22 protein-coding genes are annotated in these 26,169 nt (G+C 67.2%); 3 read left to right on the top strand and 19 right to left on the bottom strand.

Annotated elements, in window-relative coordinates; translation table 11 throughout:
* Positions 1 to 191: 191 nt before the first annotated feature.
* The 3 genes from DID99_RS28975 to DID99_RS28960 form a co-directional block, all read right to left on the bottom strand.
* Positions 192 to 1,658, bottom strand: coding sequence for a glutamate synthase subunit beta (locus tag DID99_RS28975; RefSeq protein WP_044845973.1), 1,467 nt, complete (start codon positions 1,656 to 1,658; stop codon positions 192 to 194).
* An 85-nt stretch (positions 1,659 to 1,743) separates the two neighbouring features.
* Positions 1,744 to 6,447, bottom strand: coding sequence for a glutamate synthase-related protein (locus DID99_RS28970; protein ID WP_044845974.1), 4,704 nt, complete (start codon positions 6,445 to 6,447; stop codon positions 1,744 to 1,746).
* Positions 6,448 to 6,736: 289 nt separating this feature from the next.
* Positions 6,737 to 7,450 (bottom strand): transposase, encoded by a 714-nt coding sequence (locus DID99_RS28960; RefSeq protein WP_006752972.1) that lies wholly within the window; start codon positions 7,448 to 7,450, stop codon positions 6,737 to 6,739.
* Between the two features lie 193 nt (positions 7,451 to 7,643).
* On the opposite strand from DID99_RS28960, the gene DID99_RS28955 reads away from it, so the two are divergent.
* Positions 7,644 to 8,369 (top strand): OmpW family protein, encoded by a 726-nt coding sequence (locus DID99_RS28955; RefSeq protein ID WP_044845975.1) that lies wholly within the window; start codon positions 7,644 to 7,646, stop codon positions 8,367 to 8,369.
* A 163-nt stretch (positions 8,370 to 8,532) separates the two neighbouring features.
* Here the strand turns inward: DID99_RS28955 and ugpQ are convergent, their stop codons facing one another.
* From ugpQ to DID99_RS28895, 12 genes are all read right to left on the bottom strand, one after another.
* A complete protein-coding gene (gene ugpQ / locus DID99_RS28950) occupies positions 8,533 to 9,297 on the bottom strand; it encodes a glycerophosphodiester phosphodiesterase (RefSeq protein WP_124668059.1) in 765 nt (254 codons plus the stop codon).
* 28 nt (positions 9,298 to 9,325) lie between these two features.
* Positions 9,326 to 10,411: a sn-glycerol-3-phosphate import ATP-binding protein UgpC gene (locus DID99_RS28945; protein ID WP_124487847.1), complete on the bottom strand. Its 1,086-nt coding sequence runs from the start codon at positions 10,409 to 10,411 to the stop codon at positions 9,326 to 9,328.
* Between the two features lie 31 nt (positions 10,412 to 10,442).
* Positions 10,443 to 11,288, bottom strand: coding sequence for a sn-glycerol-3-phosphate ABC transporter permease UgpE (ugpE, locus tag DID99_RS28940; protein WP_044845977.1), 846 nt, complete (start codon positions 11,286 to 11,288; stop codon positions 10,443 to 10,445).
* Positions 11,285 to 12,169: a sn-glycerol-3-phosphate ABC transporter permease UgpA gene (gene ugpA / locus DID99_RS28935; RefSeq protein ID WP_044845978.1), complete on the bottom strand. Its 885-nt coding sequence runs from the start codon at positions 12,167 to 12,169 to the stop codon at positions 11,285 to 11,287. Before ugpA ends, ugpE begins: the two co-directional genes overlap by 4 nt.
* Before the next feature lie 98 nt (positions 12,170 to 12,267).
* On the bottom strand, positions 12,268 to 13,602 hold the full coding sequence (ugpB, locus tag DID99_RS28930; protein WP_124668054.1) for a sn-glycerol-3-phosphate ABC transporter substrate-binding protein UgpB: 1,335 nt from the start codon (positions 13,600 to 13,602) through the stop codon (positions 12,268 to 12,270).
* A 90-nt stretch (positions 13,603 to 13,692) separates the two neighbouring features.
* The gene (locus DID99_RS28925; RefSeq protein WP_044845980.1) at positions 13,693 to 14,901 is read right to left on the bottom strand and encodes a deoxyguanosinetriphosphate triphosphohydrolase; all 1,209 of its coding nucleotides are present in this window, start codon (positions 14,899 to 14,901) and stop codon (positions 13,693 to 13,695) included.
* 41 nt (positions 14,902 to 14,942) lie between these two features.
* The gene (gene aroB, locus DID99_RS28920; protein WP_044845981.1) at positions 14,943 to 16,022 is read right to left on the bottom strand and encodes a 3-dehydroquinate synthase; all 1,080 of its coding nucleotides are present in this window, start codon (positions 16,020 to 16,022) and stop codon (positions 14,943 to 14,945) included.
* Positions 16,019 to 16,573: a shikimate kinase gene (locus DID99_RS28915; RefSeq protein ID WP_082088580.1), complete on the bottom strand. Its 555-nt coding sequence runs from the start codon at positions 16,571 to 16,573 to the stop codon at positions 16,019 to 16,021. The genes aroB and DID99_RS28915 overlap by 4 nt, the downstream gene beginning before the upstream one ends.
* Before the next feature lie 40 nt (positions 16,574 to 16,613).
* On the bottom strand, positions 16,614 to 18,266 hold the full coding sequence (locus tag DID99_RS28910; RefSeq protein ID WP_124668053.1) for a type IV pilus secretin PilQ: 1,653 nt from the start codon (positions 18,264 to 18,266) through the stop codon (positions 16,614 to 16,616).
* A complete protein-coding gene (locus tag DID99_RS28905) occupies positions 18,263 to 19,129 on the bottom strand; it encodes a pilus assembly protein (RefSeq protein ID WP_124668052.1) in 867 nt (288 codons plus the stop codon). The genes DID99_RS28910 and DID99_RS28905 overlap by 4 nt, the downstream gene beginning before the upstream one ends.
* Complete coding sequence (locus tag DID99_RS28900) at positions 19,126 to 19,761, bottom strand: fimbrial protein (protein ID WP_124487842.1); 636 nt, start codon at positions 19,759 to 19,761, stop codon at positions 19,126 to 19,128. The genes DID99_RS28905 and DID99_RS28900 overlap by 4 nt, the downstream gene beginning before the upstream one ends.
* Positions 19,758 to 20,681 (bottom strand): competence protein ComA, encoded by a 924-nt coding sequence (locus DID99_RS28895; RefSeq protein ID WP_124668051.1) that lies wholly within the window; start codon positions 20,679 to 20,681, stop codon positions 19,758 to 19,760. The genes DID99_RS28900 and DID99_RS28895 overlap by 4 nt, the downstream gene beginning before the upstream one ends.
* A gap of 226 nt (positions 20,682 to 20,907) precedes the next feature.
* Between DID99_RS28895 and DID99_RS28890 the strand changes: the two genes are divergently transcribed.
* Positions 20,908 to 23,295 carry a penicillin-binding protein 1A gene (locus DID99_RS28890; protein WP_124668050.1) on the top strand — a complete coding sequence of 796 codons (2,388 nt, stop codon included), beginning with the start codon at positions 20,908 to 20,910 and terminating at the stop codon, positions 23,293 to 23,295.
* Between the two features lie 100 nt (positions 23,296 to 23,395).
* Here DID99_RS28890 and cyaY read toward each other — a convergent pair whose 3' ends face one another.
* On the bottom strand, positions 23,396 to 23,722 hold the full coding sequence (cyaY, locus tag DID99_RS28885) for an iron donor protein CyaY (RefSeq protein ID WP_124487840.1): 327 nt from the start codon (positions 23,720 to 23,722) through the stop codon (positions 23,396 to 23,398).
* 36 nt (positions 23,723 to 23,758) lie between these two features.
* On the opposite strand from cyaY, the gene lptM reads away from it, so the two are divergent.
* Positions 23,759 to 24,040, top strand: coding sequence for an LPS translocon maturation chaperone LptM (gene lptM / locus DID99_RS28880; RefSeq protein ID WP_124571926.1), 282 nt, complete (start codon positions 23,759 to 23,761; stop codon positions 24,038 to 24,040).
* Positions 24,041 to 24,125: 85 nt separating this feature from the next.
* Here lptM and msrQ read toward each other — a convergent pair whose 3' ends face one another.
* The 3 genes from msrQ to ccsA all read right to left on the bottom strand — a co-directional run.
* Positions 24,126 to 24,815 carry a protein-methionine-sulfoxide reductase heme-binding subunit MsrQ gene (gene msrQ, locus DID99_RS28875; RefSeq protein WP_124487838.1) on the bottom strand — a complete coding sequence of 230 codons (690 nt, stop codon included), beginning with the start codon at positions 24,813 to 24,815 and terminating at the stop codon, positions 24,126 to 24,128.
* 20 nt (positions 24,816 to 24,835) lie between these two features.
* Positions 24,836 to 25,831 (bottom strand): protein-methionine-sulfoxide reductase catalytic subunit MsrP, encoded by a 996-nt coding sequence (msrP, locus tag DID99_RS28870; RefSeq protein WP_124571928.1) that lies wholly within the window; start codon positions 25,829 to 25,831, stop codon positions 24,836 to 24,838.
* Positions 25,832 to 25,989: 158 nt separating this feature from the next.
* Positions 25,990 to 26,169, bottom strand: a 180-nt coding sequence (gene ccsA / locus DID99_RS28865) for a cytochrome c biogenesis protein CcsA (RefSeq protein WP_171928181.1), incomplete at its 5' end; no start/stop codon positions are given.

Raw genomic sequence — 26,169 nt, 5'->3', positions numbered from 1 at the left:
ACGAGTGTCGTTTGGTGGCTTGATGCGTGCCGGTATCGATCGCGTGTAGATCGCATTCGGCTCACCGACTACTAGGCGCAAACGCGCCCAAGCCTGCCAAGATCCGACGATCGACTGCCCTTAACGTCCATCAAAAATAAAACCGGGCGTCCTGATAGACGCCCGGCCGTTACTTCAACACGCTACAACGCTTACCGCGGCAGTTCCGAATGCCCCATCAGGTACGCATCGACCGACCGCGCGCATTGCCGGCCTTCGCGGATCGCCCACACCACGAGCGACTGGCCACGGCGCATGTCGCCTGCCGCGAACACCTTGTCGACCGACGTGTAGTACGAACGATCGCCTTCGGTCGCCGCACGCGCGTTGCCGCGTGCGTCCTTCGCGACGCCGAACGCCTCGAGCACGGTGGCTGCCGGCTGCGTGAAGCCCATCGCGAGCAGCACCAGGTCGGCCTTCATCTCGAACTCGGAGCCCGGCACCTCCTGCATCTTGCCGTCCTTCCACTCGACGCGCACCGCGATCAGCTTCTCGACCTTGCCGTTCTTGCCTTCGAGACGCTTGGTCGCGACCGCCCAGTCACGCTCGCAGCCTTCCTCGTGCGACGACGACGTGCGCAGCTTGATCGGCCAGTACGGCCACACGAGCGGCTTGTTTTCCTCTTCCGGCGGCTGCGGCAGCAGCTCGAACTGCGTGACCTGCTTCGCGCCGTGACGGTTCGACGTGCCGACGCAGTCCGAACCCGTATCGCCGCCGCCGATCACGATCACGTGCTTGCCCTTCGCGAGCAGCTGGTCGGCGAGCTTGTCGCCCGCGTTCACGCGGTTCTGCTGCGGCAGGAAGTCCATCGCGAAATGCACGCCCGCGAGTTCGCGGCCCGGCACCGGCAGGTCGCGCGGCGTTTCCGAACCGCCCGCGATCACGACCGCGTCGAATTCCTCCTTCAGCGTGTCCGGCGAAATGGTTTCCTTCGCGAGGCTGCCGATCGACTCGGGCAGCGGATCCTTGCCGATGAACACGCTGGTGCGGAACGTCACGCCTTCCGCTTCCATCTGGCGCATGCGGCGATCGATCAGCCACTTCTCGAGCTTGAAGTCGGGGATCCCGTAACGCAGCAGGCCGCCGACGCGATCGTTCTTCTCGAACACCGTCACGTCGTGGCCGGCACGCGCGAGCTGCTGCGCAGCGGCGAGGCCCGCGGGGCCAGAACCGACGACCGCGACTTTCTTGCCGGTCTTGTGTTCGGCCGGCAGCGGCTTCACCCAGCCTTCCGCCCAGGCCTTGTCGATGATCGCGTGCTCGATCGACTTGATGCCGACCGGATCGTTGTTGATCCCGAGCGTGCAGGCTGCCTCGCACGGCGCCGGGCAGATGCGGCCCGTGAACTCGGGGAAGTTGTTGGTCGAATGCAGGACTTCGATCGCCTGCTGCCAGTCCTGGCGGTAAACGAGATCGTTGAAGTCCGGAATGATGTTGTTGACCGGGCAGCCGTTGTTGCAGAACGGGATGCCACAGTCCATGCAGCGTGCGCCCTGGACCTTCGCGTCCGCGTCGGTCAGCGCCGCGACGAATTCCTTGTAGTGCTTCACGCGCGTGAGCGGTGCTTCGTACGCCTCGTGGCGGCGTTCGAACTCCAGAAAACCGGTTGCCTTGCCCATAAGGTGCTCTTCTGTTCGGTGTATCGGGTGGGGGAGCCGCGCGCGGCCGTCAGGCGCGCGCGGCATTCGCTATGTCGTTCGTCGCTCAGGCGGCCAGCACTTCCTTCGCCGCCTTCTTCGCACCGATCTCGCCCAGCGCGCGCTTGTATTCGTGCGGGAACACCTTCACGAACTGGCGGCGCGCCGCGTCCCAGTTTTCCAGCAGCGACTTCGCGCGCGGCGAACCCGTGAACTGGAAATGACGCTCGACGAGCCCCTTGAGCAGCGCTTCGTCCGTCGTGCCCGCATGCCAGAGCGCGCGGTCGACCGTGCGCTCCTGCTCGGCCTGCTGCAGCACCGGCTCGAGCGCGACCATCGACTTGTTGCACTTCGCCGCGAACGTGCCTTCGGGATCGTAGATGTACGCGAGACCGCCCGACATGCCGGCCGCGAAGTTGCGCCCGGTTTCGCCGAGCACGACGACCGTGCCGCCCGTCATGTATTCGCAACCGTGGTCGCCCGTGCCTTCGACGACCGCCGTCGCGCCCGAGTTACGCACGCAGAAGCGTTCGCCCGCGACGCCGCGGAAGAACGATTCGCCTTCGATCGCGCCGTACATCACCGTGTTGCCGCAGATGATGTTTTCCTCGGACTTGCCGCGGAAGTCGTTGGTCGGACGGATGATGATCCGGCCGCCCGACAGGCCCTTGCCGACGTAGTCGTTGCCGTCGCCGACGAGGTCGAGCGTCACGCCCTTCGCGAGGAACGCGCCGAAGCTCTGGCCGGCCGTGCCCTTCAGCTGGATGTGCACCGCGTCGTCGGCCAGGCCTTCGTGGCCGTGCTTCTTCGCGATCACGCCCGACAGCATCGCGCCGACCGTCCGGTTCACGTTGCGCACCGGCTGGATGAACGACACATGCTCGCCGTTCTCGATCGCGGCCTTCGCCTTCTCGATCAGCACGTGGTCGAGCGCGCGCTCGAGGCCGTGATCCTGCACGTCGACGTGACGCGGCGCGACGTCCTCGCACTCTTCCGGCTGGTAGAACACGCGCGAGAAGTCGAGGCCCTTCGCCTTCCAGTGCTCGATGCCCTTGCGCGTATCAAGCAGGTCGGCACGGCCGATCAGGTCGTCGAACTTCGCGACGCCGAGCTGCGCCATGATCTCGCGCACTTCCTCGGCGACGAAGAAGAAGTAGTTCACGACGTGCTCGGGCTGGCCCTTGAACTTCGCACGCAGCACCGGATCCTGCGTCGCGACGCCGACCGGGCACGTGTTCAGGTGGCACTTGCGCATCATGATGCAGCCTTCGACGACGAGCGGTGCCGTCGCGAAGCCGAATTCGTCCGCGCCGAGCAGTGCGCCGATCACGACGTCGCGGCCCGTCTTCATCTGGCCGTCGGCCTGCACGCGGATGCGGCCGCGCAGGCGGTTCAGCACCAGCGTCTGCTGCGTTTCGGCGAGGCCGAGTTCCCACGGCGTGCCCGCATGCTTGACCGACGACAGCGGCGACGCGCCCGTGCCGCCGTCATGGCCGGCGATCACGACGTGGTCGGCCTTCGCCTTCGCGACACCGGCCGCGACCGTGCCGACGCCGACTTCCGACACCAGCTTCACCGAGATGCTCGAGCTCGGGTTCACGTTCTTCAGGTCGTGGATCAGCTGCGCCAGATCCTCGATCGAGTAGATGTCGTGGTGCGGCGGCGGCGAGATCAGGCCGACGCCCGGCACCGAGTAACGCAGCTTGCCGATGTATTCGGACACCTTGTGGCCCGGCAGCTGGCCGCCTTCGCCCGGCTTCGCGCCCTGCGCCATCTTGATCTGGATCTGGTCGGCCGATGCCAGGTACTCGGCAGTGACGCCGAAGCGGCCCGACGCGACCTGCTTGATCTTCGAGCGCAGCGAATCGCCGTCCTTCAGCGGAATGTCGCTGACGATCTCGTCGCCGATCACCGACTTCAGCGTCTCGCCCGACTTGATCGGAATACCGCGCAGTTCGTTGCGGTAGCGCTTCTCGTCCTCGCCGCCTTCGCCGGTGTTCGACTTGCCGCCGATCCGGTTCATCGCGATCGCGAGCGTCGCGTGCGCTTCCGTGCTGATCGAACCGAGCGACATCGCGCCCGTCGCGAAGCGCTTCACGATGTCCTTCGCCGGTTCGACGTTTTCGATCGGGATCGCCTTGGTCGGCTCGACCTTGAACTCGAACAGGCCGCGGAACGTCATGTGACGCTTGGTCTGGTCGTTGATCAGGTGCGCGTATTCCTTGTACGTCTGGTACGAGTTGCTGCGCGTCGCGTGCTGGAGCTTCGCGATCGAGTCCGGCGTCCACATGTGGTCTTCGCCGCGCACGCGATACGCGTACTCGCCGCCCGCGTCGAGCATGTCGCGCAGGACCGGGTTGTCGCCGAACGCATCGCGGTGCAGGCGGATCGCTTCTTCCGCGACTTCGAACAGGCCGATACCGCCGACCTTCGAGGCCGTGCCCTTGAAGTACTTCTCGACGAGGTCGCTCGACAGGCCGAGCGCTTCGAAGATCTGCGCGCCCGTGTACGACATGTACGTCGAGATGCCCATCTTCGACATCACCTTCTGCAGGCCCTTGCCGACCGCCTTCGTGAAGTTGTAGACGGCCTTCTCCGGCGACAGGTCGCCAGACAGGCCTTCGGCCATCTTCGCGAGCGTTTCCATCGCGAGGTACGGGTGCACGGCTTCCGCGCCGTAGCCCGCGAGCAGCGCGAAGTGGTGCGTCTCGCGTGCGGAGCCCGTCTCGACGACGAGGCCCGTGCTCGTGCGCAGCCCTTGCTGGACGAGGTGCGAGTGGATCGCCGACGTGGCGAGCAGCGCCGGAATCGCGACGTGCTCGGCGTCCGTCTTGCGGTCCGACACGATCAGCATGTTGTAGCCCGACTTGACCGCGTCGACGGCTTCCGCGCACAGCGACGCGAGGCGCGCCTCGATGCCTTCCTTGCCCCACGCGACCGGGTAGCAGATGTTCAGTTCGTACGCGCTGAACTTGCCGCCCGTGTACTGGTCGATCGCGCGGATCTTCGCGATGTCCTTGAAGTCGAGCACCGGCTGCGACACTTCGAGACGCATCGGCGGGTTGATGTTGTTCGTGTCGAGCAGGTTCGGCTTCGGGCCGATGAACGACACGAGCGACATCACCATGTTCTCGCGGATCGGGTCGATCGGCGGGTTCGTGACCTGCGCGAACAGCTGCTTGAAGTAGTGATAGAGCGTCTTGTTCTTGTTCGACATCACCGCGAGCGGCGAGTCGTTGCCCATCGAACCGACGGCCTCTTCGCCCTGCTGCGCCATCGGCGCCATCAGGAACTTCAGGTCTTCCTGCGTATAGCCGAACGCCTGCTGGCGGTCGAGCAGCGCGGCGCCCTGCGTGCGGCCGGCCGCGACGTCCTCGGCCTTCGGCTCGATCTCGTCGAGCTTGATGCGCACGGCGTCGATCCAGCTCTTGTACGGCTTCGCGTTCGCGAGGTTGTCCTTGAGCTCCTTGTCGTCGATGATGCGGCCGTGTTCCATGTCGATCAGGAACATCTTGCCCGGCTGCAGGCGCCACTTCTTGACGATCTTCGATTCGGGGATCTGCAGCGTGCCGGCTTCCGACGCCATGATGACGAGGTCGTCGTCGGTCACGATGTAGCGCGCCGGGCGCAGGCCGTTACGGTCGAGCGTCGCGCCGATCTGGCGGCCGTCGGTAAACGCGATCGCGGCGGGGCCGTCCCACGGCTCCATCATCGCGGCGTGGTATTCGTAGAACGCGCGGCGGTTCTCGTCCATCAGCGTGTGCTGTTCCCAGGCTTCCGGGATCATCATCATCACCGCGTGCACGAGCGGGTAGCCGGCCATCACCAGCAGTTCGAGACAGTTGTCGAACGATGCGGTGTCCGACTGGCCCGGGTAGATCAGCGGCCACAGCTTCGGCAGGTCGTCGCCGAGCACGTGCGACGCGATCGCGCCGGTACGCGCGTTCAGCCAGTTCACGTTGCCCTTCACGGTGTTGATCTCGCCGTTGTGCGCGATCATCCGGTACGGGTGCGCCAGCTCCCAGGCCGGGAACGTGTTGGTCGAGAAGCGCTGGTGCACGAGCGCGAGCGCCGACACGACGCGCGCGTCCTGCAGGTCGCGGTAGTACACGCCGACCTGGCCCGCCAGCAGCAGCCCCTTGTAGACGATCGTGCGCGCCGACATCGACGGCACGAAGTATTCCTTGCCGTGCTTGAGCTTCAGCGCCTGGATGCGGTGGCTCGCGGTCTTGCGGATCACGTACAGCTTCCGCTCGAGCGCGTCCGTCACCATGATGTCCTTGCCGCGGCCGATGAAGATCTGGCGGATCAGCGGCTCGCTCGCCTTGACCGTCGGCGAGATCGGCATCGTATGGTCGACCGGCACGTCGCGCCAGCCGAGCACGACCTGCCCTTCTGCCCGCACCGTCCGCTCGAGCTCCTGCTCGCACGCGAGACGCGATGCATTTTCCTTCGGCAGGAAGATCATGCCGACCCCATATTCGCCGGCCGGCGGCAGCGTCACGCCCTGCTTCGACATTTCCTCGCGATAGAACGCGTCCGGAATCTGGATCAGGATGCCGGCGCCGTCGCCCATCAGCGGATCGGCACCGACCGCACCGCGGTGATCGAGGTTCTCGAGGATCTTCAGACCCTGCTGAATGATCTCGTGGCTCTTCTTGCCCTTGATGTGAGCGACGAAGCCGACGCCGCAGGCGTCGTGTTCGTTTTGCGGGTCGTACAGACCTTGTGCGGCGGGCACCGCGGCGAGCGGCTGCTGGTGGTCGTTCATGGGGACACCGTCGTAAAGGGGCCTCGAGGGCCGTTGAACCATTTTTTTGTTGCCGTCGATCCCGCTCCCGACGGGAGACGGCACGGCCGACAGTGGTTGGGCGAGCTTCACCCGGGCCACCGGAATTCGGAATATACGCGACGAATCAAAGGAATAGCAACAAAAACCGCTTGATCGAACCCCATTTAAACAGATGCTCGGATCTGGTGCTGTTTTATTGGGGCCGTATCATTTTGGTGCAAAAAGAAGCGGCGCCCGCGGCGCCGCCTCGTGATCCGCCTTTCCCGCGTTACTGCTGGATCGGCGGCGTGTTTTCACGCACCTTTCTGGGGCGTCCGCGCGGCAGCGGCGACACGCGGCGGTTCGCCGTGCGCGCCGCCCACTCGCGGTAGTTCTCGCCGCCGAGCACCCAGCCCTTGAGTGTCGCCTGCTGGAGCTGATCGGCCTGCCGCTCGTCGAGCGGCTGCTCGCACAGCTCCTTGTACGCGCGCTGACGGTCGAACGGCGTGTTGCCGAGCGCCCAGTAGAGCGGATGGTCGGTGATCAGGCTGTCGACGGTGAGCCCGACGTGGTGCCGGTAGCTCGACCAGCGATAGGCGTCGGGCGTCGCGACCAGCTGCGCGCGCACCGGGCTCATCTCGACCACGCGGCTCGCGAGCAGGAAATAGCGCTCGCCTTCGATCACGGTCGCGCGATAGCGGCCTTCCCACAGGGTGCCGCGCCGCGAATAGCGCCGGTTGAAATGCGCGACGTAGCGGCGGCCCACCGCCTGCATCGCCTTCGGCAGGCTCGCCTCGTCGCTCGGCGTCACGAGGAGCTGCACCTGACGCGGCAGCAGCACGTAGGCATGCACCGAAAGATGGTGATCGCGTGCCGCGGCCTTCAGACAATCGATGAAGAGTTCGTAGTCCTGGTCGTCGACAAACGCGGGTTGCTGATCCAGGCCGCGCAGTATCACGTGCTGCGGCTGGTCGGGAACGTAGAGTCGTGCTAACCGTGCCATGCTGAATGTCCGTTTGAACGCGTTAGGAAATACCCGAAGGTCCGAAAATGCGCACCTGCGTAGAATGCCTGTCCTGGCGGGGCGCGGAAGCGTACGGTCGTGCGAATCCTAGGGAGAAAGCTCTAACTTGCGAGCTTGTTTGGTTTTAAACGCAGTCGTCATAATGAGCACGCCTTTGATCGGAGGAGACACAATGAAACGAAAACTGGCCATTACGGGGGCCGTGGCGCTCGCATTCGCGGGCGGTACGGCACACGCACAATCCGCAGGTGATTTCTACGTCAGCACCGGCTGGCTGCACTTTTCGCCGCAGGACAGCAGCGACCCGCTGTTCGTCTACGGCGTCGGCGGCACGCCCATCAACCAATCGATTCCCAACACCGGCGCCGGCATCAACGACGCCGATACGCTCGGTCTCGCAGCGGGCTACTTCGTCACCGACCATATCTCCACCGAGCTCGTGATGGGGATACCGCCGAAGTTCGACATTACCGGCAAGGGTCGGTTCGAAAACTTCGGCGTACTCGGCCGTGCGTACCAGTGGAGCCCCGCCGTATTGCTGCGCTACCACTTCAACGACGCCAACGCGAAGTTCCGTCCGTATGTCGGCGTCGGCGCGACATATACGTGGTTCACCGGCGCAAAGATCACGAACAGCAGCTTCGAGAACGGCGTGCTCGGCGGCCCGACCAGCGCGACGACCAGCAACCAGTGGGCGCCCGTGTTCAACGCCGGCTTCACGTACAACTTCACGAAACACTGGTTCGGCGGCCTGTCGATCTCGTACATCCCGATCAGCGTCACCGCGACCTTCACGACGGCCCGCCGGACGCCGGTCGGCACCCTGACCGAAACGTCGAAAGCGAAGATCTCGCTCAATCCGATCGTCACGTACCTGAACATCGGCTACCGCTTCTAAGCGTAGTCGAATATTTGGGGAATGGTTAATCCTGCTGCAATTTGTAGCCGATTTTTCGTGACGTAACGTCTCCACGATGGAAAACGCCCCGGCGGAAACCCGCCGGGGCGTCGTTTTTTTGCCTCAGGGTTTTCCCGCCACCAGCATCGCGCGGGACCGGTCGCTACGCGATGTCGTCCAGCGCATCGGCGGCGATCAGGTCGATCCGGTCCGTGCAGACCGCATCGACGCCCCAGCGCGCGAGTTCGCGCGCCCGGGCGAGGTCGTTGACCGTGTACACCAGGATCCGCAGGCCGGCCGCCTTGATCGCGCGCACGAGCGGTTCATCGAGCTCCTTGTGGCTTGCGTGCAACGATACGCAGCCGAGCGCACCGACGACCTGCGCGTGCCAGTCGTCCGGTACCGCCTCGTACAGCATCCCGCGCGGCAGCGCCGGTGCGCTCGCGCGCGCCTGTTGCAGCGCCTCGAACGAGAACGACGACAAGAGCGGCGGCACCGCCGCGCCATGCCAGTACGCGGCCGCATCGGCCGCGACCCGCTGCCCCGTGTCGCGCTCGCGGCCCGGGCACGGCTTGATCTCGACGTTCGCCGCCAGCCCGTGCGCGACGCAGCGCGCCGCCGCCGCCTCGAGCGTCGGCATCCGCTCGCCCGTGAAACGCGCGTCGAACCAGGCACCGGCGTCGAGCGCGGCCAGCGCCGCATAACGCATGCCCGCCGCCGGGCCGCGGCCGTTCGACGTGCGGTCGACCGTGTCGTCGTGCAGGAGGAACGTCACGTCGTCGGCGGATAGCTTCGCGTCGAACTCGACCATCCGGTGACCGCGCCGCGCGCCCTCGTCGAACGCGGCGAGCGTGTTCTCCGGTGCGAGCGTGCCGCCGCCGCGATGGGCGACGACGCGCGGATAGGGCCAGTCGGTTCGGGAAGTCATCATGCGCCTCGCAACGGGTTCGTCAGGATCAGCCGGCCCGCTTGCCGGTCTCGGGATCGAAGAAATGCAGCCGGTGCGCGGGCAGCGCGGCACCCAGCGCCGTGCCGCGCGCGGGACGATCCGCGTGCGGCAGCCGCACCGCGACGTCGTGGTTGCCCCAGCGGCCGTGCGCGAGGTTGTCCGCGCCGAGCAGCTCGCACGAGTCGACCGGCAGCGTCGCCTGCGCGACGCCCGGCTGCGGCGTCATGTGCTCCGGCCGCACGCCGAGCACCCAGTCGCGCCCGGTGGCGATCGCGGTGCCGATGCCGGGCGCGCCGGCGACCGGCAGCGCCGGGCCGCCGCCCGCGACCGTAAACGTCGCGCCATCCTCCGACAGCCGGCCGTGCATAAGGTTCATCGCCGGCGAGCCGATGAAGCCCGCGACGAACACCGTCGCCGGCTTCTCGTACACGTCGACCGGCGCGCCGATCTGCTCCGCATAGCCGCGGTTCATCACGATCACGCGCTGCGCGAGCGTCATCGCCTCGATCTGGTCGTGCGTCACGTACACGCTCGTGGTCGCGAGCCGCGCATGCAGCCGCTGGATCTCGAGCCGCATCTGCACGCGCAACTTCGCGTCGAGGTTCGACAGCGGCTCGTCGAACAGGAATACCGACGGCTCGCGCACGATCGCGCGCCCCATCGCGACGCGCTGCCGCTGGCCGCCCGACAGTTCGCGCGGCCGCCGCGCGAGCAGCGGCTCGAGCTCGAGGATCTTCGCGGCGGCAGCGACCCGCGCGTCGATCGTCGCGCGCTCGATGCCGCGGATCTTCAGCCCGTAGCCCATGTTCTGCGCGACCGTCATGTGCGGATACAGCGCGTAGTTCTGGAACACCATCGCGATGTCGCGATCCTTCGGCTCCAGCGCGTTGACCACGCGCTCGCCGATCGCGATCTCGCCGTCCGTCACCGTCTCGAGCCCCGCGATCATCCGCAGCAGCGTCGACTTGCCGCAGCCCGACGGGCCGACCAGCACGATGAATTCGCCGTCGGCGATCTCCACGTCGATGCCATGCAGCACGTGCTGCTTGCCGTCGTAGGATTTCCTGACGCCCTTCAAGCTCAGCGCAGCCATACTTGGTCCTTCTCCCGGTTGCCGTCCGTGGTTATTTCTCGGAATCGACGAGGCCGCGCACGAACCAGCGCTGCATCGCCAGCACGACGACGAGCGGCGGAATCATCGCCAGCAGCGTCGCCGCCATTACGTATTGCCATTCGGTCGCGGCGTCGCCGCTCGCGATCATCGTCTTGATGCCCACCACCGCCGTCGACAGCGACGCCTCCGTCGTGATCAGGATCGGCCACAGATATTGGTTCCAGCCGTAGATGAACGTGATCACGAACAGCGCCGCGATGCTCGTCTTCGACAGCGGCAGCACGACGTCCCGGAAGAAGCGCAGCGGCCCCGCGCCGTCGATGCGCGCGGCGTCCATCAGCTCGTCGGGCAGCGTCATGAAGAACTGGCGGAACAGGAACGTCGCGGTCGCCGATGCGATCAGCGGCAGCGAGAGCCCCGCGTAGGTGTTCGTCATGTGGAGCGTCGACACGACCTGCACGGTCGGGAAGATCCGCACCTCGACCGGCAGCATCAGCGTGATGAAGATCAGCCAGAACGCCGTGTTGCGGAACGGGAAGCGGAAGTAGACGATCGCGTACGCGGACAGGATCGACACCGCGATCTTGCCGACCGCGATCGCGAGCGCCATCACGAAGCTGTTGACGAGCAGCCGGCCGAACGGCGCCGTCGTGCCGCCGCTGCCGTGCCCCCAGATATAGGCGACGTTCTCCAGCAGGTGCGTGCTCGGCACCAGCGACAGCGGGATCGTGAACACTTCCTGCGCGTTCATGGTCGCCGCGCAGAACGCGACGTACACGGGGAACACGATCAGCACGACGCCCGCGATCAGCACTGCGTGGCAGAACAGGTCGAAGCCCTTGCGATTTTCGATCATGCGTATTGCACCCTGCGTTCGACGAAGCGGAACTGGATCACCGTCAGGCCGACGACGATGATCATCAGCACGACCGACTGCGCGCCCGAGCTGCCGATGTCGAGCCCCTGGAAGCCTTCCGTGAAGATCTTGTAGATCAGCGTCTTCGTGCTCTGCGCGGGGCCGCCGGCGGTGGCCGCGTCGATCACCGGGAAGGTGTCGAAGAACGCGTAGACGAGGTTCACGACCAGCAGGAAGAAGCTCGTCGGCGACAGCAGCGGCAGCACGATGTGGAAGAAGCGCCGCACCGGCCCGGCACCGTCGATCGCCGCCGCCTCGATCAGCGAGCGCGGAATCGCCTGCAGTCCTGCGTAGAAGAACAGGAAGTTGTAGCTCACCTGCTTCCATACCGACGCGAGCACGACGAGGAACATCGCCTGGCCGCCGTTCAGCGCGTGATTCCACACGATGCCGCCCTTCGCGAGCGCATAGGTGACGAGGCCGATGCTCGGGTTGAACAGGAACGCCCACAGCACGGCCGCGATCGTCGGCGCGACCGCATACGGCCAGATCAGCAGCGTGCGGTATACGCGCGCGCCGCGGATCACGCGATCGGCGCAGGCGGCGAGCAGCAGCGACACGACGAGCCCGCTGACCGTGACGAGCGAGCTGAACACCAGCGTCGTGCGGAACGAGTCGAGGTACAGCGGGTCGGCGAACAGGTGCGTGAAGTTCGCGAAGCCGACGAATTCACTCGACGTGCCGAACGCGTCCTGCATCTGCGTCGACTGCCACAGCGCGACGCCGGCCGGCCACAGGAAGAACACGGCGGTGATCGCGAGCTGCGGCGCGATCAGCAGGTACGGCAGCAGGCTCGCGCCGAAACGGGAACGGGATTGCATCGCGGGTGTCCGGAGGCGAAACGGGAAGGGAACCGTGCCGCCGGCCCGCACGCGCGCATACGCGATGCAGCGGCCGGCGGCACGAACGCGATGCAGGCTCAGCCGCCCGACTTCTCGAAGCGGCGCAGCAGCTCGTCGCCGCGCGACGCCGCCGAGTCGAGCGCCTCCTTCGGCGACTTCTTCTCCGCCCAGACCTGCTCCAGCTCTTCGTCGACGACCGTGCGGATCTGCGGCATGTTGCCGAGGCGCAGCCCCTTCGTATACGGCAGCGGCGGCTTGTTCATCATCTGCTTGATCGCGGTTTCCGCGCTCGGGTTCTTCGCATAGAAGCCCTGCTGGCGCGTGAGTTCGTACGCAGCCGTCGTGACCGGCAGGTAGCCGGTTTCCTGGTGCCACTTCGCGGCGATCGGCGGCGAGGCCAGGAACGCGAGGAATTTCGCGACGCCCTTGTAGGTCGCCGGATCTTTGCCGGCCAGCACCCACAGGCTCGCGCCGCCGATGATCGCGTTCTGCGGCGCGCCCTTCACGTTCGCGTCGTACGGCATCATGCCGGTGCCATAGCTGAACTTCGCGAACTTCTGCACGTTCGCGAGCGCGCCCGACGACGTCGTCAGGATCCCGCAGTCGCCGCTGTAGAACTTCGCCGATGCCTCGTCCTTGCGGCCCGCGTACGTGAACGTGCCGTCCTTCTGCATCTGTTGCAGGAACGCGATGTGCGCGACCTGCTGCGGCTTGTTGAATTCGAGCGCCGCGTCGGCGCCGTCGAAGCCGTTGTTGCGGCTTGCGAACGGCAGCGCATGCCACGCGCTGTAGTTCTCGAGCTGGATCCAGCCCTGCCAGCCGGTCGTGAAGCCGCACGTCATCCCGGATTTGCGCAGCTTCTCCGCGGCGGCCTGCACGTCGGCCCACGTCTTCGGCGGCTGGTTCGGGTCGAGCCCGGCCTTCTTGAACGCGTCCTTGTTGTAGTACAGCACCGGCGTCGAGCTGTTGAACGGCATCGACACGAGATGGCCCGTCTTCGCGTCGCTGTAGTAGCTCGCGATGGTCGGTACGAACGCCTTTTCGTCGAGCGGCACGCCGGCCTGCTTGAACACGTCGTAGACCGGCACGACGGCCTTCTTCGCCTGCATCATCGTCGCGGTGCCGACTTCATAGACCTGGAGGATCGCCGGCGCGTTGCCGCTGCGATAGGCGGCGATGCCCGCCGCGAGTGCCTGGTCGTACGTGCCCTTGAAGACCGGCACGATCTTGTAGTCGCTCTGCGATGCGTTGAACTGCGTGGCGAGCTCGTTGACGCGCTCACCGAGCGCCGACTCCATCGCATGCCAGAACTGGATCTCCGTCGCGGCGAACGCCGCATGCTGCGCACCGAACATGAGCGCGCCGCCCAGCGCGATCGAGCGAACCATTGTCCCCGCGGGCTTCTTCTTCATCGATCTCTCTCCTGTGAAAACGTTACCAACAGCGTGTGCAACATTCCCGTCGCCATTGAACCGGCGAAGTCTAGTGATCGTTTGTGACAGTCAGTTGTCGTTGATGACGAACAGGCGCTGGTATTCCTTCAGCGCGAAGCGGTCGGTCATGCCGGCGATGTAGTGCGCGACGAGGCGCGGCTGCTGCGCTTCGTCGTCCGACTGGTACGGCGGCGGCAGCAGGCGCGGATCGTCGATGAACGCGTCGAACAGCCCGGTGACGACGCGCTGCGCCTTGTTCGCCATGCGCATCACCTTGTAGTGGCGATACAGGTTCTTGAACAGGAAACGCTTGAGGGCCGCCGCCTGCGCGGCGATCGGCTCGCTGTGCGCGACGAGCGGCGGCGCGGCGCGCACGTCGTCGAGCGACGCGGGCGCGACACGGGCGAGATTGCGCGTGGTCTCGTCGATCAGGTCGACGATCAGCGTGTTGATGATGCGGCGCACCGTCTCGTGCACGAGGCGGCGGCCTTCGAGATGCGGGAATTCGGCGAGCGCCGCGTCGTAGTGGCGCTGCCACAGCTCGACTTCGGCGAGCTGCTCGATCGTGATCAGGCCGGAGCGCAGGCCGTCGTCGACGTCGTGGTTGTTGTACGCGATTTCGTCCGCAATGTTCGCGAGCTGCGCTTCCAGCGACGGCTGGCGGCCTTGCAGGAAACGCTCGCCGAGTGCGCCGAGCTTGCGGGCGTTCTCGCGCGAACAGTGCTTGAGGATGCCTTCGCGCGTCTCGAAGCACAGGTTCAGGCCATTGAACGCGCCGTAGTGCTCCTCGAGTTCGTCGACCACCGCCAGGCTCTGCAGGTTGTGCTCGAAGCCGCCGTGCTCGCGCATGCACGCATTCAGCGCGTCCTGCCCGGCATGGCCGAACGGCGTATGACCGAGATCGTGCGCGAGCGAGATCGCTTCGACGAGATCCTCGTTCAGGCGCAGGTTGCGCGCGACCGAACGCGCGATCTGCGCGACTTCGAGGCTGTGCGTGAGGCGGGTGCGAAACAGGTCGCCTTCGTGATTGACGAAGACCTGCGTCTTGTATTCGAGCCGGCGGAACGCGGTCGAATGAACGATGCGGTCGCGGTCGCGCTGGAATTCGGTGCGCGCCGCCGGCGGGGTTTCCTGATGGCGGCGGCCGCGCGACTGCGACGCGTGGGCGGCATACGGAGCGAGATGGGCTTCCAGCGCCGCCAGCGTCGGCGGCTCGGCCAGCGCCGCGGCAGATGCGCGGCCGGCTCGGGTCGGTTTGCTGCTGGATGTCTCGCTCACGTCTCCTCCATGTCAGGGGCGCCGGGGCATCCGGGGCGCCGTTACCGGGTCGTCTGCGCCAGCGTAGCGAACACGGCTTCGTCGGGCGCCTGGGTGATCAGCGTATCGCCGAATCGCTTCAGCAGGATGAACTTGATCGCTCCGGCTTCAGCCTTCTTGTCGACGCGCATCAGGTCCATGTAGCGCGCATCGCCGAGTGCCGGCCCGCGCACCGGCAGATGTGCGGCGGCGATCACCGCGTCGAGCCGCTGCCGCGACGCTTCGTCGAGCAGGCCGAGCCGCACCGACAAGTCGCCCGCCATCACCATCCCGCAGCCGACCGCTTCGCCGTGCAGCCACTCGCCATAACCGAGCCCGGCCTCGATCGCATGGCCGAACGTATGGCCGAAATTCAGGATCGCACGCAGCCCGCCTTCGCGTTCGTCGGCTGCGACCACGCTCGCCTTGATCTCGCACGAGCGCTTCACCGCATGCGCGAGCGCGGCCGGCTCGCGGCGGTTCAGCGCCTCGACGTTCGCCTCGATCCAGTCGAAGAATGCCGCATCGGCGATCGCGCCCGTCTTGATGACCTCGGCCACGCCGGCCGCCAGCTCGCGATCGGGCAACGTGGTCAGCGCGCCGATATCGGCGATCACGGCCTGCGGCTGGTAGAACGCACCGATCATGTTCTTGCCGAGCGGGTGGTTGATGCCCGTCTTGCCGCCGACCGACGAATCGACTTGCGACAGCAGCGTCGTCGGCACCTGGATGAACGGCACGCCGCGCATGTAGCACGCGGCGGCGAAGCCGGTCATGTCGCCGATCACGCCGCCGCCGAGTGCGACGAGCGTCGTCTTGCGGTCGGCGCGCTCGGTCAGCAGGCCGTCGAAGATCAGGTTCAGCGTTTCCCAGTTCTTGTAGGCCTCGCCGTCCGGCAGCACGACCGTCGACACGCGCTTGCCGAGCGGCGCGAGCGCCGCGCGCAGCACGTCGCCGTAGAGCGGATCGACCGTCGTGTTCGTGACGATCGTGACCGACGAACCGGTGATGTGAGGGGCGAACAGCTCGGTGCGGCCGATCAGGCCGGCACCAATGTGAATCGGGTAGGCGCGCTCGCCCAGATCGACGTTGACGGTAATCATGCTTGTAGCGGCTTGGCGATGACGCCTGCCAGTTCGAGTTGCATCAGCACCATGTTGACGAGGCCGTTGACCGACGGGCGGCCGGTCTCGATGATGAAGTCCGCGCATTCGCGGTACAGCGGGTCGCGCACTTCGTAGAGCGCTTCGAGACGCGCCTTCGGATCGTCGGTTTGCAACAGCGGGCGGTTCTTGTCCTTGCGGGTGCGCAGCCACAGATCGTGCGGATTGGCGCGCAGATAGATGACGATTCCGCTGCTTTTCAGGCAGTCGCGATTCTCGGGCCGCAGCACCGCGCCGCCGCCCGTCGCGAGCACGATGTTCTCGCGCTGGGTGAGATCGGCGATCACCTGCGATTCGCGGTCGCGAAACCCGGCCTCGCCCTCCATCTCGAAGATCACCGGAATGCGCGCACCCGTGCGGGCCTCGATTTCGTGGTCGGAGTCGAAGAACGTCCTGTCGAGCCGGCGCGCGACCGCCCGGCCCACGGTGGTCTTACCCGCTCCCATAAGGCCGACGAAAAATACGTTTGCATGTGGGTCCCGCGCTTGCAACGGCTTCCTCTGCTTGAATCTTGCTGGTGTGTGGCGCAGCTTACTGGCAAAGCGGCTGCCTTGTCGAGCCTGCGCCGCCGGCTTCCGGCCCCGTTTTTCCCGCATCCGCGTCGCCCGCGCCGGCCGTTTCGCAACGCGCGCCGACGACCGTCGGCGTGATGAAGACGACCAGTTCGCTGCGCTGGTCGCGCCGTGCGCGGTGCCGGAAAAGCGCGCCCAGTACCGGTATTTTGCCCAAGAGCGGCACCCGCGTCACATCGTCCCGGTTCAACTGCTCGTAAATCCCGCCGATCGCGACCGTTCCGCCGTCCTCGACCTCGACGCGTGTCTGGACGTGCTTCGTATGAATCGCCGGGCCGGCCGCCGTCGGCTCGCCGATGCTGTCCTTCGTCACGTCCAGGTCCAGCACGACGCGCCCGTCGGGCGTGATCTGCGGCTCGACCTCGAGCTTCAGCGTCGCGCGGCGGAACTGCACGCCGCTCACGCCGTTGCCGACCTTCGCCTGGTACGGCAGCTCCGAGCCCTGTTCGACGATCGCCTTCACGCGGTCGGCCGTCACCACGCGGGGGCTGGAAACGATCTGGCCCCGCCCCTGCGCCTCGAGCGCGCTCAATTCAACGTCGAGCACGCGGCTGAGCGGCGCGGCGAACAACGTGAAGCCGGCCGTCGCCGCCTCGAAGCCGCCGAGCGGTCGTGCGGCTAGGTCGAGCGCGTTGCGCGTGTCCGTCGCGAATGCCGCGCCTTCGGCCGCGGGCGCCCGTCCCTGCGCGCGCAGCGCGACGCGTGCGCCGAGGTTGCGCGAGAAGCCCTGCTCGCCTTCTACGATCCGCGCCTCGATCCGGACCTGCCGCGATGGCCGGTCGATCGCGTCGATCAAGCCCGCGATCTGCGCGATGCGCGGCGCCAGATCGGTGACGAACAACAGGTTCGTGCGCGGGTCGGCCGCCGCGGCGCCGCGTTTCGACAGCAGACGCTGGCCGGTCGCTCCGGCCAGCAGCCGCTGCACGTCCTGCGCGCGCGGGTAATGCAGCGCGAAGGTCCGGCTCGCGAGCGGCTCCAACTCGGCCGCGCGTGCATGCGTTTCGAAGCGCTCGCGCTCGCGCGCGGCGAGTTCGGCCGCCGGCGTGACCCAGATCACGTTGCCGCGCCGGGACATCGCCAGCCCGTGCGTGTCGAGCAACGTGTCGAACGCATCGCGCCAGCGGACATTGTTCAGACGTAACGTCACGGTGCCGCGCACCTGCTCGCCGACGATGATGTTCAGCCCGGTGAATCGCGCGAGCGCGTCGAACGCGGCAGCGAGCCCGGCGCCTTGCAGATTCAGCGAGATCCGCCGCGCGTCATCCGCATCGCCGGGGTGCCGCGCCGCGGCGTCGCTCATGCGCGTCGGCGGCGGCAATGGAATCGGCGGCCCTTCCAGCCGGAGCACCGGTGCGGTTGTGTCCGCTTGAAGCGCCGCGCGCACTGCCCGCTCGAACGGCGGCGGGCCGTCATGCGCGGGCGCTGCGCCGTCCGCACCGTCGGGCGCGCCCTGCGGCAGCGGTGTGTCCTGGGCATGCGCCTGCATCGATGCGATCGGCCAGCCGGCCGGCGGCAAAGGCGGCAACAGGGGCAACGGCGGCAGCGCCGCGTGTGCCGCGGCCACGCCCGATCCGACCCAGAATGCGATCGCCCGCCATCCGTACTTCGTCATGGGCGACCTCCGTCATCCATGACGAACCGGCGCGCGCCGTCGGCTGTCACAAGCGTCACCGCACCGGCATCGACGCTCACCACGCGTGACATCCCGAACGCTTCGCCCGGCGCAACGGTCGCGAATGCGCCATCGCCCGCGTCGAACAGCGCGAGCCCGGCGCGTACGTCGCGAATCGTGCCGGCCAGGCGCGGCGTCACATCGTCGGCCCGCGTGGGCAAGCCATCGCCGCCGAATGGATCGTCGCTCGGCACGCCGGCAAGCAGCCGCACCGTGCCATCGGGAACACGAGCCCCCGACAGCGCCGGAAACACGTCGATCGTCATGTCCACCCGCAACGCGGGCGGTTTGCGCTCGATATGCAGCCTCGAGGGCACCACCAGCGCGGGAAAACTCGCCAGCCCGCCGATCAGCCGCAGCAGCTCCGGAAAGCCGCCGTCCGCGACGATCCGCACCGTGCGTCGGCCATCCGGCGCCGCTTCGTCAGTGCGCCGCGGCTCGATCGACACGATCCGCAGTCCGCTCGCGCCGGCCAGGTCCGCCAGCTCAAGCATCAGTGCGGGCCACCCCGATGCACTCGGCACGCTGGAGGCGTGCCCGGCAGCCGGGTCCGGGTCGCGCCGTGGCGCGGTCGCGAGCAGCCGCTGTGCGTCGGCGGCACGCACTTGTGCCGTTGCCAGCAACGCGCGACTGCGTGCGAGTCCGCTCGCGTCGACAGCATCCATCAGATGAATGCCGCCCATCGTCACGCACGCGAATGCCGCCACGCAGCCGATGGCATGCGCCGCGGCCGGTGACATCCGCGCCACGCGGCCGCGCCGACCGGCACCGGCTGGCATGGACCGATACGTGATCGCCGTCATGCGTCGCCTCCCGCTGCGTTCTGCCGCGGCGGCGCGTCGTGCCAACGCACCTGCACGGAAAACCGGAACGGCACGGCCGAACCCGTGACCGGCGTGGCCGAAGCAGGTGTCAGCGCACCGACATCGAATCGCCAGTCACGCTGCTCGACCGCAATCCGTGCGAGCCACCGCGCGGCCGCCCGGTAACTCGTCGTGCGCGCGTCGAGCACGGCGCCGGACGCAGTCGTGCGCAATGCGTCGAGCCGGACGGTGTCGTCGCGCACCTGCGCCAGCGTCGCGAGCAGCCCGGCGACACGCCGGTAAGGCGCGGCAAGCACGACCGCCCGTGCATCGCGTCGCGCGAGGTCGGCAGCCACGCCGGCGGCGCGCCGTGCGGCATCGATCCGTGGCTGCAATTGCCGCAGCCGCGCCTCCACACGCGTACGCTCCGCATCCATGCGCCATCGCCACGCCGTCGCCGCACCCGTCCAAACGCAGGCCCCGAGCACGCCGAGCACGACCGCCGCCCCGCACTGCGCGGCACGGCGCCGCCGCAACGCCTGCGCCAGCCGCTCACGGTACGGCAGCAGATTGAAGCCGCCGAGCACGGCGTGGCCGGCGGCAGTTCGCCCGAACCCCACATCGGCCATCATTCCCACACCCCGCGCAGCGCCAGCCCGATCGCGAGGGCAAACGCCGGACCGCCCTGCGTTCCGGCGGGCACGCCCGGCAGTCCGTCCCATCCGGTGCAGTCGAACGGCACCGCGGCCACGCCGAGCGCATCGCCGATATCGGCGGCCGACGTACCGCAGCGGGCGATGCTGCGCGCGTCGCCGGCCACGAGCACGCAGCGCACCGGCTCGAACACGCACTGGCGCAATGCGTCGGGGAACGCCGCCTGCACGTCGCCGGACACCGCGAGCACCGGTACGGCGATCGAACCGTCGATCCGCCAACCGCGTACGCCCGTGTCGCAGAACCAGAATGCGGCGTACGGGCCGTGGGCGTCGGGTTCGAACTGCGCGGCATAGCGCAACGCGCGCAGCGCGGCGGCCGACTCGCCGTCGACGGCCGTCAGGTCGACGCCGGCCTGCGCGGCCACGTCGATCCGCCGTTCGAGCAATGCCTGCGGCGCCACGGCGACCTCGATCTCGCCCGGGCACGCGCCGTCGTCCTGCCGCCAGTCGAACGCGAGGCTGTGGGGCGGCAGCCCCGAGATCCGTTCAGCGGCCTGCCGGGCGGCGTCCGCGACGTCGTCGCGCCCGGCTAGGTCGAGCGTCGCGGTCCGCATTTCGTCGTCGCGCAGCGCCATCACGCCGCGCGTATCGCAGCGCACGCCCGCCGCCGACAATCGCGACACGGCCGCCGCCAACGCGCGTGCGACCGCGGCCCAGCGCGCCTCCTCCGGCCCGTCCTGCAATCCGACCGGCTCCCGCTCGAGTCCTTCGACCCGCACCTCCAGGGCCCGCCCGCGCCGGCTCAGCACGGCCACCCTCACCTCGTCCGCCCCGACGTCGATGCCCGTCGAACGGTGCCTGCCCGGCGCGAACCGCGCCGCCCATCGTCCTGCCATCCCAGCCTCCCGCGATCGTTGCGGCCCACGCCGCGTTTCCGAGGCCTGATTCTGCAAAGCGGCGCGTGTGCCCGACAGTCGGCCGGACGGCCAGTTGTGGCACGGGGCGACCTCGCGGACACTATGCCGGCGGCACCGCGATCAGCCGGTTTCCGGCCGCCGCCCCCCGCGTCAGGACCGGTCTTACCGGGCAGCTATAATCGCGGGACTGTTTTCCGGTATGCCTATGCAATCCACGTCTCCTACGTCCCCGCCTCCCGCGCCCGAGCCGAAGAAGCGGTCCTGGTGGCTGAAAGTCCTGATCGGCCTCGCCGCGATGTGCGTGGCCCTCGTCGTGGCCGGCGGCCTCGTGCTCGGCTACGCGCTTGTCGTCGCGTGGCCGAACATGCCGTCGCTCGACGCGCTGACCGACTATCGTCCGAAGGTACCGCTGCGCATCTATACGTCCGATCACGTGCTGATCGGCGAATTCGGCGAGGAACGCCGCGACATCGTCCATTTCAAGGACGTGCCCGACTCGCTCAAGAAGGCGATCCTCGCGATCGAGGACGCACGCTTCTACGATCACGGCGGCGTCGACCTCACCGGCATCGCCCGCGCCGGCTTCGTCGCACTGACGAATGGCCATGCGTCGCAGGGCGCGAGCACGATCACGATGCAGGTCGCGCGCAACTTCTTCCTGTCGAGCGAAAAGACCTACACGCGCAAGATCTACGAAATGCTGCTGGCCTACCGGATCGAGCGCGCGCTGACGAAGGATCAGATTCTCGAGGTCTACATGAATCAGATCTATCTCGGCCAGCGTGCGTACGGCTTCGCGAGCGCCGCGCGGGTCTATTTCGGCAAGGACCTGAAGGACATCACGCTCGCCGAAGCGGGGATGCTCGCGGGGCTGCCGAAAGCGCCATCCGCGTACAACCCGGTCGTCAATCCGAAGCGCGCGAAGGTGCGCCAGGAATACATCCTGCAGCGGATGCTCGAGCTGAACTTCATCACGCGCGAGCAGTACGACCAAGCCGTCGCGCAGCCGCTCGCCGTCAAGGGTGCGGGCCGCGAGTTCAGCGTGCACGCCGAGTACGTCGCGGAAATGGTCCGACAAATGATGTACGCACAGTACCGCGAGGAAACCTACACGCGCGGCTTCAACGTCGTCACGACGATCGATTCCGCCGACCAGCAGGTTGCCTACACCTCGCTGCGCAAGGGCATCATGGATTACGAGCGCCGCCACGGCTATCGCGGGCCGGAAGGCTTCATCGAATTGCCGGCCGGCGCCGACGATCGCGAGCAGGCGATCGACGATGCGCTGCTCGAACACCCCGACAACGGCGAGCTGATCGCGGCGGTCGTCACCGCGGCCACCCCGCGCCAGATCACCATCGCCTTCATCGACGGCAGCAGCGCGACGATCGAAGGCGACAACCTGCGCTTCGCGTCGGGCGCGCTGTCGGCCGGCGCGCAGCCGAACCGGCGCATCCGCCCGGGCGCGATCGTCCGGGTCGTGAAGAACGACGCCGGGAAGTGGTCGATCACGCAGTTGCCGCAGGTCGAAGGCGCGTTCATCTCGATCGTTCCGCAGGACGGCGCGATCCGCTCGCTGGTCGGCGGCTTCGACTACAACAAGAACAAGTTCAACCACGTCACGCAGGCGTGGCGGCAACCGGGTTCGTCGTTCAAGCCGTTCATCTACTCGGCGTCGCTCGACAAGGGCCTCGGTCCGGCCACGGTGATCAACGACGGCCCGCTGTATTTCAGCGCAGCGGAAACCGGCGGCCAGCCGTGGGAACCGAAGAACTACGGCGGCGGCTTCGAAGGCCCGATGTCGATGCGCACCGCGCTGCAGCGCTCGCGCAACCTCGTGTCGATCCGGATCCTGAACCACATCGGCACGAAGTACGCGCAGCAGTACATCACGCGCTTCGGCTTCGACGCCGACCGTCATCCGGCCTACCTGCCGATGGCGCTCGGCGCGGGCCAGGTCACGCCGCTGCAGATGGCCGGCGCGTACTCGGTGTTCGCGAACGGCGGCTTCCGCGTGAATCCGTACCTGATCGCCGAAGTGACCGATCCGAACGGCGCTGTCGTCGCCCGCGCGCAGCCGCTCATCGCCGAGCAAAACGCGCCGCGCGCGATCGACGCGCGCAACGCATACGTGATGAACAGCCTGCTGCAGAGCGTCGCGCAGCGCGGCACGGGCGCGCGCACCAACGTGCTGAAGCGCACCGACCTCGCAGGCAAGACCGGCACGACGAACGACTCGCACGACGCGTGGTTCGCCGGCTACCAGCACACGCTCGCGGCGATCGCGTGGATCGGTTACGACAACCCGCGCAGCCTCGGCGATCGCGAAACCGGCGGCGGCCTGTCGTTGCCGGTCTGGATCGACTATATGGGCGCGGCGCTGAAGGGCGTGCCGGAGTTCAAGCCGACGATGCCGGACGACGTCCAGGCGCTCGGCAGCGAGTTGTACTTCACCGACTTCACGCCGGGGCACGGCTTCGTGTCGACGGTCGGCGTGCCGCAGGCGCCGGCGGTGCAGAGCACCGACGAAGCGGTGCCGCATGTCGACGAACAGGAGAAGCAGGACATCATGAACCTGTTCCGCGGCCACTGACACGAACGGCCCGAGCATGAAAAAAGCGCCCCGCGGGGCGCTTTTTCGTTGTGCTTCGATCCGGCGTATCGGCCGCCCGGCCAGGCAAGCGCCGGACGCGTTACGCGCCGAACGTGATCGGCAGGCCGGCCTGCTGCGTCGCGTACTCGGTGAGCGCCGCGAAGAACTCGGTGCCGGTGCGCGTATCGCGCCATTCGCCGTCCACGAAACGGTAATGGAACCCGCCCGCCTTCGCGGCGATCCACAGCTCCTTCATCGGCGGCTGGAGGTTGACGATGATCTTCGAGCCGTTCTCGAACGTCAGCGTCAGCACGCTGCCGTTGCGCTCCAGATCGATGTCGTGATCGCCGTCGTTCGCGGCATCCACGGTACGCTCGACGGCCGCCAGCACGGCCTCGGCACGGGCCAGGTATTCAGTATCGGACATGCTAAACTCTATCGGTTAAATTGTTCAGGGACGATCATGCGAGTCGTTTTCCGGATGAGCGCGATTGTAGCGGCTTTGGCGATTCTTGCCGGCTGCGGTCAACGCGGTCCGCTCTATCTGCCCACCGTGCCCCCGTTGCCGGCGAAGCCCATCCAGCAGCAGGACACGGCGCCGTCCGACGTCACGCCGACCGATGAAAACGCGTCGTCCGACAGCATTCCCGATTCTTCCGGCACGCCGCTCACGCTGTCACCGGAGCTGTCGAGCGATGCATCGAAGGCCGCGACGCCGGCATCCGGCCCGGCCGCCACGCAGTAAGCGCGCGCCGCCGCTCGCGCGGCTTCCTTCGCGACCAAGGCGATGACTGCCCGTCATCGCCTTTTGTTTTTCCGGGCCCTCCTCGTCACGCGCGGATGCGCCGCCAGCCCCATTCGAGCAGGCGCCAGCCGAGCAGCACCGCAACGATCACCGCGTAGAGCTTCGGCTGCGCGAGATTGTGCTTGCCGGCCCTCATCCACCAGAAATGCAGCACGCCGAACAGCGCGATCGCATAGATCGCGCGATGCAGCGTCGCCCAGTGACGGCCGAGCCGGCGCACCATCGCGCGCGGCGAGGTCGCGGCCAGCGGAATCAGCAGCACGAACGCGGCGAAGCCGACCGTGATGAACGGACGCTTGCCGACGTCCTTCAGGATCGCGAGCACGTCGAACCACTTGTCGAACCACAGATACGTCGTGAAATGCAGCGTCGCGTAAAAGAACGCGAACAGGCCGATCATCCGGCGAAAGCGCAGCAACGCGGGAACGCCCGTCACGCGCCGAAGCGGTGTGACGCCGAGCGTGAGGCAGAGCATCACCAGCGTCCAGAGGCCCGTCGAGCGCGTGATGAATTCGATCGGGTTCGCGCCGAGCCGGTCGGTCAGCCCGAACAGCACGAGACGGGCGAGCGGATAGAGTCCGGCCGCGAAAACCAGTACCTTGGCGGGGGCAAGCCAGCGCGGCGCGGCAGCACGCACTGAGCCGCCCCGGGAACTGCCGGCGGCAGCCGTGCGCGTGCCGGACGCGCGCGCGGGCGTCAGCGTCGAAGGAGGCATGTCGTTTCTCACCGGCGCGCTCAGAAGTTCTTCTTCAGGTCCATGCCCTGATACATCGACGCGACGAGATCGCCGTAGCCGTTGAACATCAGCGTCTTGCGCTTCGGCGTGAAGAAGCCGTCCTCGCCGATCCGGCGCTCGGTCGCCTGGCTCCAGCGCGGGTGATCGACGTTCGGGTTCACGTTCGAATAGAAGCCGTATTCGTTCGACGCGTACGTGTTCCAGCTCGTTTTCGGCTGCTTGTCGACGAAGCGGATCTTCACGAGCGACTTCGCACTCTTGAAGCCGTACTTCCACGGCACGACGATCCGCACCGGCGCGCCGTTCTGGTTCGGCAACACCTGGCCGTACACGCCCATCGTCAGCAGCGTCAGCGGATTCATCGCCTCGTCCATCCGCAGCCCTTCCGAGTACGGCCAGTCGAGCACCGGCGTCGACAGCCCCGGCATCTGCGACGAATCGGCCAGCGTGACGAACTGCACGTACTTCGCGTTGCCGGTCGGCTGCACGCGCTTGATCAGCTCGGACAGCGGCACGCCGATCCACGGGACCACCATCGACCAGCCTTCGACGCAACGCAGCCGGTACACGCGCTCTTCGAGCGGCGCGAGCTTCAGCAGTTCGTCGAGATCGAACACCTTCGGGTGCAGCACCTCGCCTTCGACGCTCACGCGCCACGGGCGCGACCGCAGCGTGCCGGCGTTCTGCGCCGGGTCGCCCTTGTCGGTGCCGAATTCGTAGAAGTTGTCGTAGGACGTGATGTCCTTGAACGGCGTGACCCGGTCGGCCGCAACGAACTTCGGGTTGGTTTTCGCCACGAGCTTCGCGGCCCGCGCGTCGGGCGACGCATAGGCGGCGAACGCCGCGCCGCTGCCGCCGAGCAATCCGCCCGCCGCCGCCAGGCCGGCGGCCTGCAAGACGCGCCGCCGGTTCTCGAACACCGCGCGCGGCGTAATCTGGCTCTGCGCGATGTCACCGCCGGTCAGTACGGTGCGCAAAGGGTGTTTGATCCACATCGTGCTGCTCCTCCTGCATGCGCGGCGCGCACGCTTCATGAGCGTTCGACCCGACCCATCCTGCGCCGTTCGACGCCCGGACCGCCCGCCCGTTACAAAAGAAAACCGCCGGGCACGCAGTGCGCCGGCGGTCTTTTGTCGGACCCGCGTCGGAAATCTTACAGCTTGCCGTAGCTGTGCAGCCCGGACAGGAACATGTTGACGCCGAGGAACGCGAACGTCGTCACGAGCAGGCCGGTGAGCGCCCACCAGGCGGCAACGGCGCCGCGCAGGCCCTTCATCAGGCGCATGTGCAGCCAGGCCGCGTAGTTGAGCCACACGATCAGCGCCCAGGTTTC

Source organism: Burkholderia sp. Bp8986 (assembly GCF_003854225.1).
In the GTDB taxonomy this organism is placed as follows: domain Bacteria; phylum Pseudomonadota; class Gammaproteobacteria; order Burkholderiales; family Burkholderiaceae; genus Burkholderia.
The sequence above is the reverse complement of the archived record's forward strand: the minus strand, read 5'-3'. Positions and strand labels throughout refer to the sequence as shown.

Coding starts and splice junctions, on each gene's coding strand:
- DID99_RS28975 (WP_044845973.1), bottom strand. CDS start 1,658: ATGGGCAAGGCAACCGGTTTTCTGGAGTTCGAACGCCGCCACGAGGCG.
- DID99_RS28970 (WP_044845974.1), bottom strand. CDS start 6,447: ATGAACGACCACCAGCAGCCGCTCGCCGCGGTGCCCGCCGCACAAGGT.
- DID99_RS28960 (WP_006752972.1), bottom strand. CDS start 7,450: ATGGCACGGTTAGCACGACTCTACGTTCCCGACCAGCCGCAGCACGTG.
- DID99_RS28955 (WP_044845975.1), top strand. CDS start 7,644: ATGAAACGAAAACTGGCCATTACGGGGGCCGTGGCGCTCGCATTCGCG.
- ugpQ (WP_124668059.1), bottom strand. CDS start 9,297: ATGACTTCCCGAACCGACTGGCCCTATCCGCGCGTCGTCGCCCATCGC.
- DID99_RS28945 (WP_124487847.1), bottom strand. CDS start 10,411: ATGGCTGCGCTGAGCTTGAAGGGCGTCAGGAAATCCTACGACGGCAAG.
- ugpE (WP_044845977.1), bottom strand. CDS start 11,288: ATGATCGAAAATCGCAAGGGCTTCGACCTGTTCTGCCACGCAGTGCTG.
- ugpA (WP_044845978.1), bottom strand. CDS start 12,169: ATGCAATCCCGTTCCCGTTTCGGCGCGAGCCTGCTGCCGTACCTGCTG.
- ugpB (WP_124668054.1), bottom strand. CDS start 13,602: ATGAAGAAGAAGCCCGCGGGGACAATGGTTCGCTCGATCGCGCTGGGC.
- aroB (WP_044845981.1), bottom strand. CDS start 16,022: ATGATTACCGTCAACGTCGATCTGGGCGAGCGCGCCTACCCGATTCAC.
- DID99_RS28910 (WP_124668053.1), bottom strand. CDS start 18,266: ATGACGAAGTACGGATGGCGGGCGATCGCATTCTGGGTCGGATCGGGC.
- DID99_RS28905 (WP_124668052.1), bottom strand. CDS start 19,129: ATGACGGCGATCACGTATCGGTCCATGCCAGCCGGTGCCGGTCGGCGC.
- DID99_RS28900 (WP_124487842.1), bottom strand. CDS start 19,761: ATGATGGCCGATGTGGGGTTCGGGCGAACTGCCGCCGGCCACGCCGTG.
- DID99_RS28895 (WP_124668051.1), bottom strand. CDS start 20,681: ATGGCAGGACGATGGGCGGCGCGGTTCGCGCCGGGCAGGCACCGTTCG.
- DID99_RS28890 (WP_124668050.1), top strand. CDS start 20,908: ATGCAATCCACGTCTCCTACGTCCCCGCCTCCCGCGCCCGAGCCGAAG.
- cyaY (WP_124487840.1), bottom strand. CDS start 23,722: ATGTCCGATACTGAATACCTGGCCCGTGCCGAGGCCGTGCTGGCGGCC.
- lptM (WP_124571926.1), top strand. CDS start 23,759: ATGCGAGTCGTTTTCCGGATGAGCGCGATTGTAGCGGCTTTGGCGATT.
- msrQ (WP_124487838.1), bottom strand. CDS start 24,815: ATGCCTCCTTCGACGCTGACGCCCGCGCGCGCGTCCGGCACGCGCACG.
- msrP (WP_124571928.1), bottom strand. CDS start 25,831: ATGTGGATCAAACACCCTTTGCGCACCGTACTGACCGGCGGTGACATC.